Raw genomic sequence first — 14,216 nt, 5'->3', positions numbered from 1 at the left:
TAGGTGGGAAAATAAGAAGAATAAACGCCCCTTTTAAAACCCTATATTATTCCGCTTGTCGTTGGATACGGGCAATTTCATCTCTAAATCTTGCACAACGGGTGAGCTTTTCACTTCCATCATTCTCGCCAAAAATCTCTTTAAATCCCTCAACAATGGGGGTAATAACAGCATCGGCAGCAACCTCAAGTAGTGAATCTTCATCACCACCAATGTCAAGCTTAGGATTTATAAGATCGCCCTCTATTTCCATATTAATTGGCGCTCCTGTTATAGAGAAATCTTTTGCCCTTGCAACCAAAGTATAATCCACTGATTCATTATCAAGGTTAACAACCCCACTACCAATGATGTTGGAATCATCAGTATTAATAACGACTGCCTGGGTTGTCATTCGTCCAGAGTTAATGTTAAACAGTGCCACCATGCAGTTTATCTCTGTTTTTGGGTTATCCGCTAGCCAGGAGGCAAAAGCCTCAGTCACATCAAGCTGCAAGGCTTCTACCAGCAAGCTACCCATATAGCCATCCTCCATAACAGCATTTAAATCCCCGGTGAGACTCGAAGCCATTCCTTGTGGTGAATTGCCGCTAAAGTGCAGACTTGCCACCATATCAAAATTTCCTCCAATAACTTCATCAACATTTAGTTCATTATCGTTATCAAGGTTGGCTAACGCCCCAGAAATTTTATTAAGTTCAAAGTCATCAACTTTTATTTTCAGGTTAGCTTCTGTTAACTTATCCGATTGATCAATCAACCCCTCAATGGCAAGATCTCCTCCCAACATCCTTACTCTCACGGGATAGAGCGCTAGCCGCTCTCCCTTTATCGCGAGATGACCCTCGCCTCCCTGAATGGTCCTGGCCCAATCACCACCAATGAATTTCTCAATTTTGGTATGCAGATAAAGTTCAAGCCCACCTGGAATTAGAGACCCGATGGGATCATCATCAAAGAGTTTTTCCTTTTCAACTTCTTTTTCCTTCGCTTTAATATAAGGTTTAAGATCAGCACTAACTAGTACGGGAAAAACTAAATCTCCTCTAATATGGGTTCGATCCCCATTTAAATTCGCCTTTATCATGCCCGTCATTTGACTCTGACCATACTTAAGATTGATGTTAGTCAGATCTATTGTCGTTCGTTCTATATTTGCATCAACCGTGGCAAAACCATCATAGGAATGAAGAGTCTTGATATTTAATCCAGCTAGGTTAATAATCCGTGTCAATGATTCACCGGGACCCTTTACACGAATTCGACCCTTTACCCAATTAAAGTTATCAGAAATATCACCCGTGAAATAAATTTCCGCCGTACCGATACGCCCAGTTAATGTAAGCAGCCTATCTACATTTTCTGCTTCAACTAGCTTTTGCTCAATTTGAAAACTAACCGGCATGGAATCAAGTTGTCCATGAAAAGAACCCTGCCTTTGGGGGGAAAAAAACTCCTGCAAATGAATACTTTCTGCAAGCAATTGATGGGTTTCGTCTTCTACCCTATCTTGGTAATTCACTATGACATTATTTAATTTAAAATTCTCAAGTTGTTCCACCGAGAAATAACCTGGCTCTCGCTCTTTTTCTAAAAAAACGTCCCAATTAGCCTTGGCTTGTTGCTCAACCAAAAAAATTTGGCCATCCGTAATTTCTGCATCTAGAATTTTTATATTTCCTAATATCAATGGCAGAAGTTTAAACTGGACAAAAACTTTGCCGATATCTGCCATCCAGTCCCTATCAGCCCAGTTTGCATTTTCTAGCTTTACTCCTTCTACTGTGATACTAGGTTGCAGAGATAACAAATCCAGCTCAAGATCTCCTGCCACCTTAAGGTCACGACCGTACTGCTGCTCGATGTAGCTAGAAGTCCACCCCTTTACCGTATCTTCATCAATGACGAGTACAGCTATGATGATCACCAACAGCAGAATCGCAGGGATACTCGCCAATATAATAAGTACTTTTTTTAACATAAATGTCACCCTTATATGTGGATTCTGCTGTTCTTAAGAGATATCCGCCTCTTCTCTCATATACATATATAAGAAAATAAACTAACCTCTATTCCATTACCCCAGGCACTTCTGGCATGAACGTTATTGTTTGGAAAAGGTTTAAGGTGCTAGAACTACAATATGTTAATACGGGAAAGAATTGGTCATAGGGGAATAGAAGGCATGAATACACTTCTCCAATAAATAAAAATGTAGTCAAGGTATGATGAGGTGTCAATCATAAAAGCGATGGACACAAAAATAGAGTTTTATAGTGTTTGAAGCATGCTCCCTGCCCAGGGGCTGGACCCCTGCTAACACTCGGGACGGATAGCAAGCAAAAGAGCAAGTTTCCAGAAATGAGTACTAAGTCTAATCTGTAAGAGAGTAACGAGTTAATAGAGAATCAGTCGAGAATGAGTCCTTTATTTCGCAACAAATTTAAGGTCTTAAAAAATGGTGAGATCTTCTATCCAAGAATTGCCGAAGTGATTTCCCAAGCACGAAGACACATTGAAATAGAAAATTATATCTTCGAACCTGGACAGGTAGCAGACTGGATTTTACTGCAAATCAGAGAACGTCTTCAGCAAGGAATAAGCGTTAAACTATTAACTGACCGAATTGGTAGTCATCGTACTCCAAGAAAAACATTTCGATTAATTGAAGAAGCAGGAGGGGATTTTAAATGGTATCGTCCTCTCAGTTGGAGAACTCCCCTTTGGTTTAATAATAGGAATCATCGCAATTTAATTATAGTTGATGATCAAATAGGATTTATGGGAGGGGCAGGCATTTCTGATCGTTGGCTTACTGGTAATCGTCACCTGCCACGATGGAGAGATACGATGCTAGAAGTAAGAGGCCATCTAGTTCCTGTGCTGAAAAATGCTTTTGAAGATCATTGGTGGGAAGCAACGCATCATCATCTATTTTCTGCTCACAGTAAAAGCAATCCCTATTCTAATTCTTCCTTATCTCAAGATAACGAAGCAATCATTATCAAAAGTGGAAATTCTGGTCAGTCAACACAAAATTCAGGTTTTATTTTTCGAAGATTAATTCAAAATGCACGTAAATGCATTTTCGTAACAAATCCCTATTTTTTGCCAGGAGATCCGATGACATCTGAGATAAAAAAAGCTTCTGAGTCTGGAGTAATGATTAAAGTAGTCACAGCAGGGAAACATGCGGACCACCCATTTATACGCTGGGCTGCACGGAGCCACTACTCTGAGTTAATCGATTCAGGTGTTGAAATTTATGAGTATACCCCGACCATGATTCATGCGAAAACAATGATGATTGATGATTGATGATCGATGGTCCGTTATTGGAACCTCCAATTTTGATAATAGATCATTCATATATAATGATGAAATTGATCTCTTAATTGATAATTCCAAACTGGCCTCGCAAGTTAGAAGTGATTTTGAGGATGATTTAGCAGAATCCGTCCAATTAAAAAAAGAAGATTTGAATTCTCCCTTGTATCTTAACCCTCTCAGTCAATCGGCAGCCCGTTTTGTTAGGCAATTTGCTTAAACTGGAAATCTTATTTAGTGTTGTTAGATAATCTCTGAAACTGAAGACAAGCTGAAGAAAGGGACAAGTTCACTTTATAAAAAAATAAAAAACAAGCGCGCAGAATATGCCAGTCCGCGCAAAATCAAAAAAGACAGAAGTGACTTTGCGGCTCGCTTGGTTAAAAGGTAAACAGGAGTAGATATGCGTGCCAGGAGTCTTATCGCTCTCATGCTCACTAGTGCGGCCATTGTCCTTATAAGTCACCCGATCTTCGCTAAAGGTGATCCTCAAGCCGGCCGCGAAGTATTCCGCAAGTGTCAGGCTTGTCACAGGCTTGAACCTGCCCAACACCAAGTTGGCCCCCCACTCGCTAATCTCCTTGGGCGTCAGGCGGGTAGTCTTAAGGAGTTCAGTTATTCCCAAGCACTGGAAGAGGCCGATATTATCTGGACGGAAGACACTCTCAATAAATTCTTAGCCAGCCCGCAACACTATCTACCTGGGAACCAGATGCACTTTGCGGGTCTACGCAATGAAGAGGACCGCGAGAATGTCATTGCTTACCTTAAGCAGGCGGTAAACGCCTTCCCACGACACGCTCCTGTCTCCCCCGAAGGAACCAAACTACAGCAAGTAAACAGCACAGAGAGTGTAGCGGCCTACACCCCCGATCTTACCTTGACCTTGAAAACTGGGATTGCCGAGGGGCGTCTCGTTTTCATCGGTGTCGGCGCCGACATTGAAGGGGAGGTGAACCCTACTCTAGAGGTACATAAAGGAGAGGTAGTCCAGATCAACCTGGTCAATGGTGAAGGCACGACCCATGATATTTTTTTCCCTGAATTTAACGCCCGCTCTGAGCAGGTGACCACTTCAGGCAGTAGTACGACTCTGGCTCTCCGAGCCACCAGCGCGGGTGAATTCACTTATTACTGCACCCTTCCCGGGCATCGGGAGGCCGGAATGGAAGGGCGCCTCCTCGTACGTGAAACACCCCGGGAAGAATTGGCAAAGGCTCGGGATATTGTGCGCAATCCCAATGATGTGCCTCAACCCGTGGGAGACCGAGAGTCCAAAAAGCTTGAGCTCGGCCTTGAGGCGGTAGAATTGGAAGGAGAGCTTGCGGAAGGCACGACTTATCACTACTGGACCTTCAATGGCACGGTACCCGGTCCCCTCCTCCGTGTCCGGGTTGGCGATACCGTCAAACTCAAGTTCGCCAATGACATTGACAGCGACATCATTCACTCAGTCGATCTCCACGCAGTGACCGGACCTGGGGGAGGTGCGGCTTATCTTCAAGTCCCCCCAGGCGAGGAGAAATCCATCACCTTTAAGGCGCTTATCCCAGGGCTCTATGTTTATCACTGCGCCACTCCGATGGTGGCCCATCACATTGCCAATGGAATGTATGGCATGATTCTCGTCGAACCTGAAGGCGGGCTACCGCCCGTCGATCGCGAGTATTACGTGATGCAGGGGGAAATCTACACCCAGGCCTCCTTCGGCAAGAAAGGACGCCAGGAGTTCAGCGTTGAGAAACTCCTGGATGAATCCCCCGAATATTTTGTCTTCAACGGTGCCACCGGGGCGCTTACCCAGGACTACCCGCTGCACGCTAAAGTGGGTGAGACAATACGCATTTTCTTCGGCGTGGGCGGACCAAACCTCACCTCCTCTTTCCATATCATTGGGGAGATATTTGACCGCGTCCATGAATGGGGCGGGCTTAGGAATAGACCGGTCGAGGGAATTCAGACAGTACCCGTCGCCCCCGGTGGCGCCGCTATTGTGGAGCTTGAACTGGAGATACCCGGCAAATACATCCTGGTCGATCACGCCTTATCACGTATGGAGCGGGGGCTGCGCGGATTCCTTTACGCCGAGGGCAAGGAGAAACCAGCAATCTATCAAACTGGCGCTTCTTTCGAGAGCGATGACAGACACCCTATTAGGCGGTGAAAATTCCACCGACCGATAAGCGGCTCTCGCTCCTATTGGAGTAAAAAACTAGCAAAACCCTGTATTTCCCAGCCATCTTAAAGTTCTTCCTTTCAGCCAGTAATCCGCCGAAGCAGCGCGAAGCATGCTTCCTCTTTAGTTGACATGCTTTGGTGATAAAACAGACATACAGGGATCCTTATCTAAGTATCTGATGACTAAAGATGTACCGATGAGGCATAATAAAAAATTGCAGAGGGAGGTACATCATGGATCCTCAGACAATCAACCCAGCAAGGAGCAAAAACAGCTATTCTCCTGCCTTCCTGGTGATCCTAGCAGGCTTCATCACCTCCTTGCTCATCGCCAACATTATTGCCGTCAAGCTAATCGATATTGGGGGCTGGGTTATGCCAGCCGGGGTGATCATCTTTCCCTTGAGCTATATCATCGGCGATGTGCTGACTGAGGTCTACGGTTACCGCCGCGCCCGCCAGGTGATATGGCTGGGCTTTTTCTGTAACCTCTTGGCCGTGGGCGCCATCACCTTGGCCATGGCACTGCCTCCCGCTACATTCTGGGAGGGACAGGAAGCCTTTGAGCGCATCCTGGGCTATGCCCCTCGCCTGTTGTTGGCTTCCTTCCTGGCCTATTTGGTGGGCGAGTTCACCAATGCCTACGTGCTTGCCAAGATGAAACTCGCCACCCAAGGACGCTGGCTATGGACCCGCACCATCGGCTCCACACTTGTGGGTCAGGGGCTGGACTCGGCCGTGTTCATCACCGTGGCTTTTTTGGGCACCATACCGCTGAAAGGTCTGGTGCTGGCCATTTTAATTCAGTGATGAACCGTCAGCTAAAACAGACGGCTTCTTGCGGCACGCTCGCGCTAATGCGCCACGTTAAGCCACACAGGCTCCATCCGAGCCTGGCCACGCGCCAAGATATTTCTGGCCGCGTTGACATCTCTTTGCAGAGACAAACCGCATTCGGGGCATCTGTGCTGGCGCACGTAGAGCGCCTTTTGCACGACTGCTCCGCAGCCGGAGCACGCTTGCGATGTGCCTTGCGGAGGAACTTCGACAAACACCGACCCGGCGCTTTCAGCCTTGGCACGGAGTATGTTCAGAAACTGGCTCCAGCCAGCATCCGAAATCGACCGACTCAACCGGCGGTTCCTGACCATGTTTTTTACGGTCAGGCTTTCCGCCGCGATGAAAGCGTATCGACTCACGAAATCGCGGGCCACCTTGTGGTGGTGGTCCCGTCTTTTGTTGGACACTCGGGCGTGTATCGAGCGCAGCTTGGAAACCGCTTTACCTCGGTTTCGGCTGCCTTTTTTCTTACGCGAAACAACGCGGCCAACAACGCGCAGCCGGCGCCATGCTTCTTTTTGGTAGCGCGGATTATCGACGTGCTCGCCTTGATCGGTGGACAGGAAATGCTCCAATCCAACATCAATACCGACAGCCGTATCTTCAGTCCGAGGCGGTGGCGCATCACCGATTTCGCAACTGGCTATGACGAACCACTTTCCGGCTTCAATCTTGATCTGTACGGTTTTGATCGTGCCTTGCGCAGGGCGATGTTGGCGTACCCTAACCACGCCAATGTGCTGAAGGCGCAGTTTGCCATCGAGCAACCGCGCGCCGTCGCCGTGCGCCGGGTATGTCCAGCTATCGAAGCGACCACGCGCCTTGAAGCGCGGATAACCGGGTTTATCGCCTGTCTTAATGCGCTGAAAGAATGCCTGAAACGCCTTGTCGAGGCGCCGCATCGTTGCCTGGGCAGAGGAGAAATTGAGCCTAGCGTACCAGTCGTTCGCGCCGCGGGCGGATTTAAACCAAGCCGATTGCTGCGTGTACTTCACGCTTTCTTGAGCTGTTTCGTAGCGCTCTTTTCGTTGAGCAAGACACTCGTTATACAGGCGTCGGTGCGTTTCAAGCATGATCTCAAGCTCACGCACCTGGGCGGTGTTCGGATACAGTCGGTATTTGAATGCTTTAATCAACTACTTTCCCGTTTGGTTTTCAATGTAGCGGCGAACGGTCTCTTCGGACACGTGGCCCACCGTGCCAGCGTAGTAACTGCGACTCCAGAGGGTCGGCAAACGGCTACGCAAAACTGGAAATTCGGAACGCAAGATACGACTGCTTCGACCCTTAAAGCGATTGACTATCTCGGCAACGCACCAGCGAGGGTCGGATTCGACGAACAGGTGTACGTGGTCCGGCATGATCTCCATCGCATGCACTGTCATTTCAAATTCGTTTGCGACTTCGCGTATCAACTGATCAAGACGTTTAGCGATGCCATCAACCAACACGCTGCGACGGTATTTGGGGCACCAGACCAAGTGATATTTGAGAGCGAAAACCGCCCCAGAATTCTTGGCGTAACGAGACATGCCGTTAATTATGCGCCCGGCAGACATATACTAGCAACAACCAAACGTAGGGCCGCGCTTCCTCTGCCGCCTAAAGTCGGCAGTCCCCGCGCGGTGTAATTTATGGGTCGTGAAATCCGCCTACGAGATAATAGCAACTCCCCTCACTTATCTAGTGGTCAATTACTTGAAGCGTACTGAGGGGGCCGACGTTTACGACCATGAAACGAATTTCAATCCATTGGAGCTGAAGAATTAAATCATTTCTGCGGAGACATTACTGCACAAGGAATGGAATCCGCACCTCGCCGAAAAAATGATTATTTTTCGCGTTAACCAGATCAGCCCGGAATGTCACGCGCGACTGCTCGTCCGGTACGCGCTCGAAATAAAGATAGCCTTCCAGGTGACCCCCGGCCTCTAGTACACCCTCGGGCAGTGCCCGTTCAAACATCTCTGCGGTCGGCAAGGGGATGGCGACCCAATAGGTGCTGTAGCTATCATAGTAGAAAGGGTCGTACGCGAACACACTGGGATAGGTTGTCAGGGTAGGATAGATAGGGCCGTAGAGCGGAGCGACCGTAAAGCTGTCGTAGATGAAGTCCGGGTTGGCAATCGGAGTGTAGTCGTCGACAAGTACAAACTCCAGCACTGATCCCTCGATTTGGTATAGTGGCAGGGCGGCGTAACGCATGCCGTCGGCGGCGACCAGGGCGAACTCGTTGTAGCTCAGGCGCAGCGGCATCTTGCTGTGGTGGTCGATGACCACTCGCACGGGTGTTACTTCGTTTCGGATGGGTTGCGGACCGGGCCATTGATGAGCCTGGGCGATGATGCAGACCCCCTTTACCCGGTCGACGGCAGCCTCCTCTAGGCGTGCCATCTCATTCGCCGCCGGAGCCGGCTGCAGATCAGCTGTCGGCTCCAGATCGGCCATCGTCGCACAGCCGGCGACAAGCAGCATGACCCCCAAGGCGCGTAGCAGCTTAAATTGCTTTATGATGCCTTTCTCCTCTCCGTTGCAGCCTTTTGCAGACCCTGCCTTAAGCGGAGATATTAAAAATAAAAATAGAGAAGAGGATAATACCAATTTGATGTAATTTTGCACTGTATAGGTCTAATTTAAACAAACACTTACAACCTTAATAAATTGCATTCTTTTGTTAAATTGGTATAAGAACTTCAATGGGCTTTGCCCTCCAGGCGGTCTAGAGAAGGCGTTCGGGCAGGGGGCGTTGTCCCCCCGGAGAGGATGCAGGAGGCGCTATGGGCGCGGGTGAAAGGGGCAATTCACTGGCGCGAAATTAGAGCATTCCGCAACGGTTATCTACACTTTATAGTAAGAGAAAGCAACCTCCTGTCGGTCCTAGCGGATTGCCAGGAAACTAGTATGAGTGTTGTATGGAAACGAAATACTTGCTGCGGCAGGTGGGCGCGCTCGTGCTCTGTCTTTGTGTTGCCACCGCCTGCGCCGTGAACCCCGTCACGGGCGAGCGCCAGTTGGTGCTGATCTCCGAGGCGCAGGAGATCCAACTCGGCCGACAAGGCGCGGAGCAGATCCGGCAGACCATGGCCCTGGTGGAAGATGATGAACTACAGGCCTATGTCGACCGGCTTGGCCAGCAGTTGGCCGCGGACTCCGAGCGGCCCCATTTGCCCTGGGCGTTTGCCGTGGTCGACGATCCCACGCCCAATGCGTTTGCCTTGCCCGGCGGCTTTATTTTTGTGACACGCGGCATGCTGACATTGATGGATAGTGAGGCCGAACTGGTGGCGGTGCTCGGCCATGAGATCGGCCATGTCACAGCGCGCCATTCGGTGACGCAACTTAGTCGCGCGCAACTGGCTCAGCTGGGGCTTGGTCTTGGCGCTATCATTATGCCCGAGATCCAACTGTTGGGAGACATCGCCGGGCTGGGCTTGAATCTGCTATTTCTGAAATATGGCCGCGATGCGGAACGTCAGGCCGATACACTCGGTTTTCGCTACGCCCGGGCGGAGGGCTACGACGTCGCCGAGATGGCCGACATATTCGCTTCACTACAGCGCGCCGGTGAACTTGCAGGACAAAGTCCGGTGCCGAGCTGGCTGGCCACACACCCGGCACCCGAGGAACGCGTCGAAGCCGTTGAGGCACGGCTACGCCAACTGCCGGAAAACCCCTTTGATGCGACGGTCGGGCGCGCTGAATTTCTGAACATGATTGATGGTCTTCCCTATGGCCCCAACCCGCGCAACGGCTTCTTCCGCGGCAACACATTCTACCACCCGGGGCTTGCATTCCAGCTCGCCGTACCCGAGGGCTGGCAGCGCCAGAATATGGCACAGGCCGTGGTGGGCGTGAATAGTGCGCAAAATGCCGCGTTTCAACTCACCCTGGCCGGTACCGACAGCGCGGCCGAGGCGCTGCAGCGCTTCGCTTCGCAAGAGGGCGTACAGACAGAGCGCGGCGCGCGCGAGGACATCAACGGCCTTCCAGCCCTGATTGCGCGCTTTCAAGCGCAAGGCCAGCAAGAGACGGTTGGCGGTTATGTGGCGTTCTTTGAGTATGGCGGGCGAACCTATCAATTGCTGGGGTATACGCCGGCGCAGCTGTTTGCAGAATATCAGCGCCTCTTCCAAAACCTCATCACGAGTTTTGCGCCAATCACCGAAGCTTCAATACTGAACATTAAACCGCCCGTGATTGAAATCGTTCGACTGCCGGAGGCAATGAGCTTGGCACAATTCCACAGCCGCTCTGCATCGGATATCTCGCTTGAACAACTGGCATTGATCAATCAGGTGCAGAATACGGATGCCGTGATTTCGCAAGGTACGCTGCTCAAACGGGTGCGCGGCCGGGTGGCCGACGTGGACTGAAATGGGGCCAAGTAATTTAAAGGGAGAGGACCGATGAAGAAACAGAGCTACCCCATTTTCATCCTCGGGATGTTAGTGTCCGCGTGCGCCCAAATGCCCAAGGCCATTCAGGAAGAATTGCCTGTTAACCCGAGCATTGAGACCGTGCGCGCCAATATCGATGATTTTCAAGGGCAAAGAGTGCGATGGGGTGGCGTTATCCAGGAAATCAAAAATCTTGAAGCGCGCACGATTATTGAAATCGTCGGCAAACCTCTCAACAATGAGGGAAGGCCGAGGGCCATCGATGAGAGTCCGGGGCGCTTTCTGGCCGTCTTCCGGGAGTTTATTGATCCGGCGATTTACACCAGCGGGCGCCTTATCACCGTCCTGGGAGAAGTAACCGGTGCTGAAACAGGTGAGATTGGCGCGTTCAACTACCGCTACCCCGTGGTCCATGTGGATCGTGATTACTTGTGGCCTAGAGAGATCGTGCAATATGCCTATCCGGATCCCTTCTTCTACGACCCATGGTTTTACTCTTGGCCCTACTATCGTTTCAGTCCCTTTTTCTACGATCCCTGGCTTTACCCTTGGCGGCGGCCTTATTATTGGTAAGAAAGCAGTAGGAGGCCCCTTGTGAGACTTTTTTTTCTAGTGATTGCCGCGTTAGGGCTGAGTTCCTGTGCCACCGCACCTAAGTTGGAGACGGCTGGCGCCGCCCAAGACCTTGCCCCCGCTGAAGTGGCCGCCCACTTTGATGCTTACCAGGGGCAAAGGGTGGTCTGGGGTGGCCTTATCGTTAATCATAAGAATCTGGAGGAAAGGACCATGCTGGAAGTGCTGGCCTACCCGCTTTCAGCCAACCTAGAGCCCAAAACCCAGGCTCAACCTCTGGGCCGCTTCATTCTCCAAAGCGACTCTTTCTTGGAGCCGATCGATTATTCACCGGGGCGAGAGATGACGGTGGTGGGCAGTCTCACCCACACCACCACAGGAAGGATTGGCGAAATGGAATATACTTATCCGGTTTTGCGACCGGAGCAGATTCATTTATGGCCCCGCGAGCAAGAAGCGGGAGGCGGTGGTAGAACAGGCTTTCATTTTGGAATAGGAGTTGGAATCGGGCTATAAGGATAGATCCCAATCGAAATCGATTTCTAAGATGATGAAGCGACGTAGTTTTATAAAACAAATCAATAGGCGGGGGGCGGCACCCCCCGCCGCGCTCTCCTTTTCCCGGCCACCCCCCATTATCATCGGCCTTATAGCCGTTTAAGAAAGGTGATTAGGGCCCACTTGTCCCAATTAGACAGATCCGTGCCATAGTAGTGGCCGCGGTCCTCAATGAAGTCGGGGCCCCGGTTCAACTCCAGGGCCTTAAACAAGGCGGCTCGAATACCGCTTTGCGCATAAGCGGCGACCACCTCCCGCAGGTCGAGGGGGTGCAGGTTGGCGAACAAGTTGACCGGTGTCCGGGCCGGAACAATAAGTGGGCTGGCGTTGCCCTGGGGGCGTGGGACCATCACGGGGTTGCCAAGGGAGTCGGTCAACACGCTAGCTGTCTGGGTCCGTTTGATTGAGCGAATACCCTGTCGCGCCTTGGGCCACAGTAGCTTCCAGACTCCCTCGTAGAAAGCCTCCATGCGACCACCAACGCTGGGGTCCTGGTTAGGCCTACCCAGGGAATCGTTATGCAAATAGGGGGCCGTAGCCCACATGGAGATCAGGCTGGGGGTACGGTAGTAACCGCGCCCACCAGCGGGTAAGTCAAAGCTGATCCTGTTCCAAGGTCTTAGGGGGTTAAAGAGCCCTTCCAATGTACCCGCCGAAGGTAATTGCTTGTAGCTCTCCGACGAGAACTCTTCGAAGATATGGCCTTCGGTCGTGTTGGGCACCAGGGCACGGGCGGCGTTGGTCTGGATCTCCGTGATGGGATAACGCCAATCATCGGAGAGGAAGTTGTCCTCCAGAAAATCGGGCGATAGAACCAGTTCCTCATACGCCAGACGCAACTGCTCGGGATCCGTGATAGACGGGTCCGGGTGTTTACTGGAGTGGCATTGGGCACAGTGGCGGGCAAAGATGATCTTGCCTCGCTCGACGAGTTGCGGGGGATCCCGGAGGTATTCCGCGCCGCCGGGGGCTTGACTGAGGGGCGTCGACTCCAAGCTGGTCAAGAATGCCTTCAAGGCCGACAGGCGCTGTTCCATCGCTTGCCAGAGTCCATGGGAATTGGTCTGCGCCTCTTCCAGTCCGATCGGTATCTGTTGATAATTATTTGCCCCGCTGGGGAGGCTACGCAGGAACTGCAAGGGGACAATCCCCCCCATATTGATGTAACCCCGCAAGCTATTGAGGGGGAGGCCCATCGAGGCACGCCCGTCGATAAGATTCAGAATGGTCAAGATTTTGGGCGGTTCTCCCGGCTCTATAATCAATTGCTCCTGGCTTGGCTCCATCATGTGATTCAAGATGAACCTGGCCTGCGTATCACTAATCTCCTCAGCAGCCCGGATCTCCAATCGCGCCGATAAACCAACAATAGTATTGACAGTGGCGGGGTTGTTGATGAAATCGTTGGGGATTCGCGAGAAGTCAAACGTCCCTGGCGGCTGGGTCTCGCGGACGTGCCAGCGAAATTCGTCCCGCGAGGCCTTGGCGAGGAGTATCGATGCCTAATTCAGGAACCGGTTGCCAAAGGCTGGCGCCAAGTTCTCCCAGTTCGGATCGGCCGGGTCCCTCGACGGGTTGAGCGGGTCGAAGGACGCGTGGCAAACGGCGCATGACATGCCGATCAGGTAGGGTGGCTCCAGATCTTGATCGAAGGTCTCCTGGGTCTGCGAGAGATACTTCTCCGCACCGCCGGCCGCGGCCCAGTAGTCGGGGTCGAAGTCCGGGTTCGGGAACTTGCGCAGACCCACAATGCCGGTGGGCTCACCGAAGATCTGCTTCTCCTCAGAGGTCTGCGGCTCCCTGCAATCGTCCAGCAGGAAGCCATGCTCGCCGGACTGAGTGGGGGCCACACAACTGGGATCATTTATCGTTCCCAACACTTCAAAGCGCTCCTCGCGCGAGAAAACGCGGGCGTCGAGCAGCCGGAGCAAGTCCACCTCGCCGCGCGTGGCGAGGGGGAGCCCCCGACCCCAAAACGCCTGATTGCCGGCGGTCCACAGAAACCAGGTGTCCATGCCGGAGCGCTCGATGGGATCGCCTTCAGTGAAGGCCTGAGCGTACTCCTCGTAGGTGGCAAACAACGGCCCATCATTGGCCGATGAGGCAAAGGACCCGAACCATCCCAATAGGAGGGTCGCGTAGATCCATCGGGGTGGTGCTCTTCGCAACAATTTCATGGCGAGACTCCTGAACTAAGATTGAGGTGTCCTGATAATCGTGGACACTTTATTTCAAATGGTGAGCCTTAACTTGAGAAGGTGTAATAAATCATCCAATCACAATAGGTAAGTTAAGTATGTCAATGCATCGATTTCGAGTAACAATTTTTTTGGGAAAGGCCTC

The 14,216-nt window shown here is 51.4% G+C and carries 13 protein-coding genes; 7 read left to right on the top strand and 6 right to left on the bottom strand.

From position 1 onward, the window contains the following. Positions 1–46 precede the first annotated feature (46 nt). Complete coding sequence (locus E3U44_RS05515; protein WP_134357030.1) at positions 47–1,981, bottom strand: AsmA family protein; 1,935 nt, start codon at positions 1,979–1,981, stop codon at positions 47–49. A gap of 437 nt (positions 1,982–2,418) precedes the next feature. Here E3U44_RS05515 and E3U44_RS05510 point away from each other — a divergent pair, with 437 nt between their 5' ends. From E3U44_RS05510 to E3U44_RS05495, 4 genes are all read left to right on the top strand, one after another. Beyond that, positions 2,419–3,318 carry a phospholipase D-like domain-containing protein gene (locus E3U44_RS05510; protein WP_134357029.1) on the top strand — a complete coding sequence of 300 codons (900 nt, stop codon included), beginning with the start codon at positions 2,419–2,421 and terminating at the stop codon, positions 3,316–3,318. Then, on the top strand, positions 3,311–3,547 hold the full coding sequence (locus tag E3U44_RS05505) for a phospholipase D-like domain-containing protein (protein WP_134357028.1): 237 nt from the start codon (positions 3,311–3,313) through the stop codon (positions 3,545–3,547). The genes E3U44_RS05510 and E3U44_RS05505 overlap by 8 nt, the downstream gene beginning before the upstream one ends. A gap of 183 nt (positions 3,548–3,730) precedes the next feature. Then, positions 3,731–5,491: a copper-containing nitrite reductase gene (nirK, locus tag E3U44_RS05500; RefSeq protein ID WP_206054902.1), complete on the top strand. Its 1,761-nt coding sequence runs from the start codon at positions 3,731–3,733 to the stop codon at positions 5,489–5,491. 248 nt (positions 5,492–5,739) lie between these two features. Then, positions 5,740–6,315, top strand: coding sequence for a queuosine precursor transporter (locus E3U44_RS05495; RefSeq protein WP_240761737.1), 576 nt, complete (start codon positions 5,740–5,742; stop codon positions 6,313–6,315). A gap of 44 nt (positions 6,316–6,359) precedes the next feature. Here the strand turns inward: E3U44_RS05495 and E3U44_RS05490 are convergent, their stop codons facing one another. The 3 genes from E3U44_RS05490 to E3U44_RS05480 form a co-directional block, all read right to left on the bottom strand. Further along, positions 6,360–7,481: an RNA-guided endonuclease InsQ/TnpB family protein gene (locus tag E3U44_RS05490; protein ID WP_134357027.1), complete on the bottom strand. Its 1,122-nt coding sequence runs from the start codon at positions 7,479–7,481 to the stop codon at positions 6,360–6,362. Then, positions 7,482–7,877, bottom strand: coding sequence for an IS200/IS605 family transposase (gene tnpA / locus E3U44_RS05485; protein ID WP_134359671.1), 396 nt, complete (start codon positions 7,875–7,877; stop codon positions 7,482–7,484). Between the two features lie 256 nt (positions 7,878–8,133). Further along, positions 8,134–8,820, bottom strand: coding sequence for a hypothetical protein (locus E3U44_RS05480; protein ID WP_134357026.1), 687 nt, complete (start codon positions 8,818–8,820; stop codon positions 8,134–8,136). A 437-nt stretch (positions 8,821–9,257) separates the two neighbouring features. Between E3U44_RS05480 and E3U44_RS05475 the strand changes: the two genes are divergently transcribed. The 3 genes from E3U44_RS05475 to E3U44_RS05465 are packed head-to-tail and all read left to right on the top strand — an operon-like array spanning position 9,258 to position 11,831. Then, positions 9,258–10,718, top strand: a complete 1,461-nt coding sequence (locus tag E3U44_RS05475; RefSeq protein ID WP_134357025.1) for a M48 family metalloprotease — start codon at positions 9,258–9,260, stop codon at positions 10,716–10,718. A 33-nt stretch (positions 10,719–10,751) separates the two neighbouring features. Continuing rightward, entirely contained in the window at positions 10,752–11,315 is a 564-nt protein-coding gene (locus E3U44_RS05470) for a Slp family lipoprotein (RefSeq protein ID WP_134357024.1), read from the top strand. A 21-nt stretch (positions 11,316–11,336) separates the two neighbouring features. Then, a complete protein-coding gene (locus E3U44_RS05465; RefSeq protein WP_134357023.1) occupies positions 11,337–11,831 on the top strand; it encodes a Slp family lipoprotein in 495 nt (164 codons plus the stop codon). A 131-nt stretch (positions 11,832–11,962) separates the two neighbouring features. Here E3U44_RS05465 and E3U44_RS05460 read toward each other — a convergent pair whose 3' ends face one another. Together E3U44_RS05460 and E3U44_RS05455 are read right to left on the bottom strand one after the other, a co-directional pair. Then, positions 11,963–13,162, bottom strand: coding sequence for a hypothetical protein (locus tag E3U44_RS05460; protein WP_166804998.1), 1,200 nt, complete (start codon positions 13,160–13,162; stop codon positions 11,963–11,965). Positions 13,163–13,375: 213 nt separating this feature from the next. After that, complete coding sequence (locus E3U44_RS05455; RefSeq protein ID WP_134357021.1) at positions 13,376–14,050, bottom strand: hypothetical protein; 675 nt, start codon at positions 14,048–14,050, stop codon at positions 13,376–13,378. Positions 14,051–14,216: the final 166 nt, after the last annotated feature.

This window comes from Nitrosococcus wardiae, from assembly GCF_004421105.1.
In the GTDB taxonomy this organism is placed as follows: domain Bacteria; phylum Pseudomonadota; class Gammaproteobacteria; order Nitrosococcales; family Nitrosococcaceae; genus Nitrosococcus; species Nitrosococcus wardiae.
Note: the sequence above shows the minus strand (reverse complement) of the source record. Positions and strands in the feature narration are given on the sequence as shown.

Bases quoted from the DNA above. Each gene is read 5' to 3' on its own strand.
- E3U44_RS05515 (WP_134357030.1), bottom strand. From the start codon at position 1,981: ATGTTAAAAAAAGTACTTATTATATTGGCGAGTATCCCTGCGATTCTG.
- nirK (WP_206054902.1), top strand. From the start codon at position 3,731: ATGCGTGCCAGGAGTCTTATCGCTCTCATGCTCACTAGTGCGGCCATT.
- E3U44_RS05460 (WP_166804998.1), bottom strand. From the start codon at position 13,162: ATGATGGAGCCAAGCCAGGAGCAATTGATTATAGAGCCGGGAGAACCG.
- E3U44_RS05455 (WP_134357021.1), bottom strand. From the start codon at position 14,050: ATGAAATTGTTGCGAAGAGCACCACCCCGATGGATCTACGCGACCCTC.
- E3U44_RS05510 (WP_134357029.1), top strand. From the start codon at position 2,419: ATGAGTCCTTTATTTCGCAACAAATTTAAGGTCTTAAAAAATGGTGAG.
- E3U44_RS05505 (WP_134357028.1), top strand. From the start codon at position 3,311: ATGATTGATGATCGATGGTCCGTTATTGGAACCTCCAATTTTGATAAT.
- E3U44_RS05480 (WP_134357026.1), bottom strand. From the start codon at position 8,820: ATGCTGCTTGTCGCCGGCTGTGCGACGATGGCCGATCTGGAGCCGACA.
- tnpA (WP_134359671.1), bottom strand. From the start codon at position 7,877: ATGTCTCGTTACGCCAAGAATTCTGGGGCGGTTTTCGCTCTCAAATAT.
- E3U44_RS05495 (WP_240761737.1), top strand. From the start codon at position 5,740: ATGGATCCTCAGACAATCAACCCAGCAAGGAGCAAAAACAGCTATTCT.
- E3U44_RS05470 (WP_134357024.1), top strand. From the start codon at position 10,752: ATGAAGAAACAGAGCTACCCCATTTTCATCCTCGGGATGTTAGTGTCC.
- E3U44_RS05475 (WP_134357025.1), top strand. From the start codon at position 9,258: ATGGAAACGAAATACTTGCTGCGGCAGGTGGGCGCGCTCGTGCTCTGT.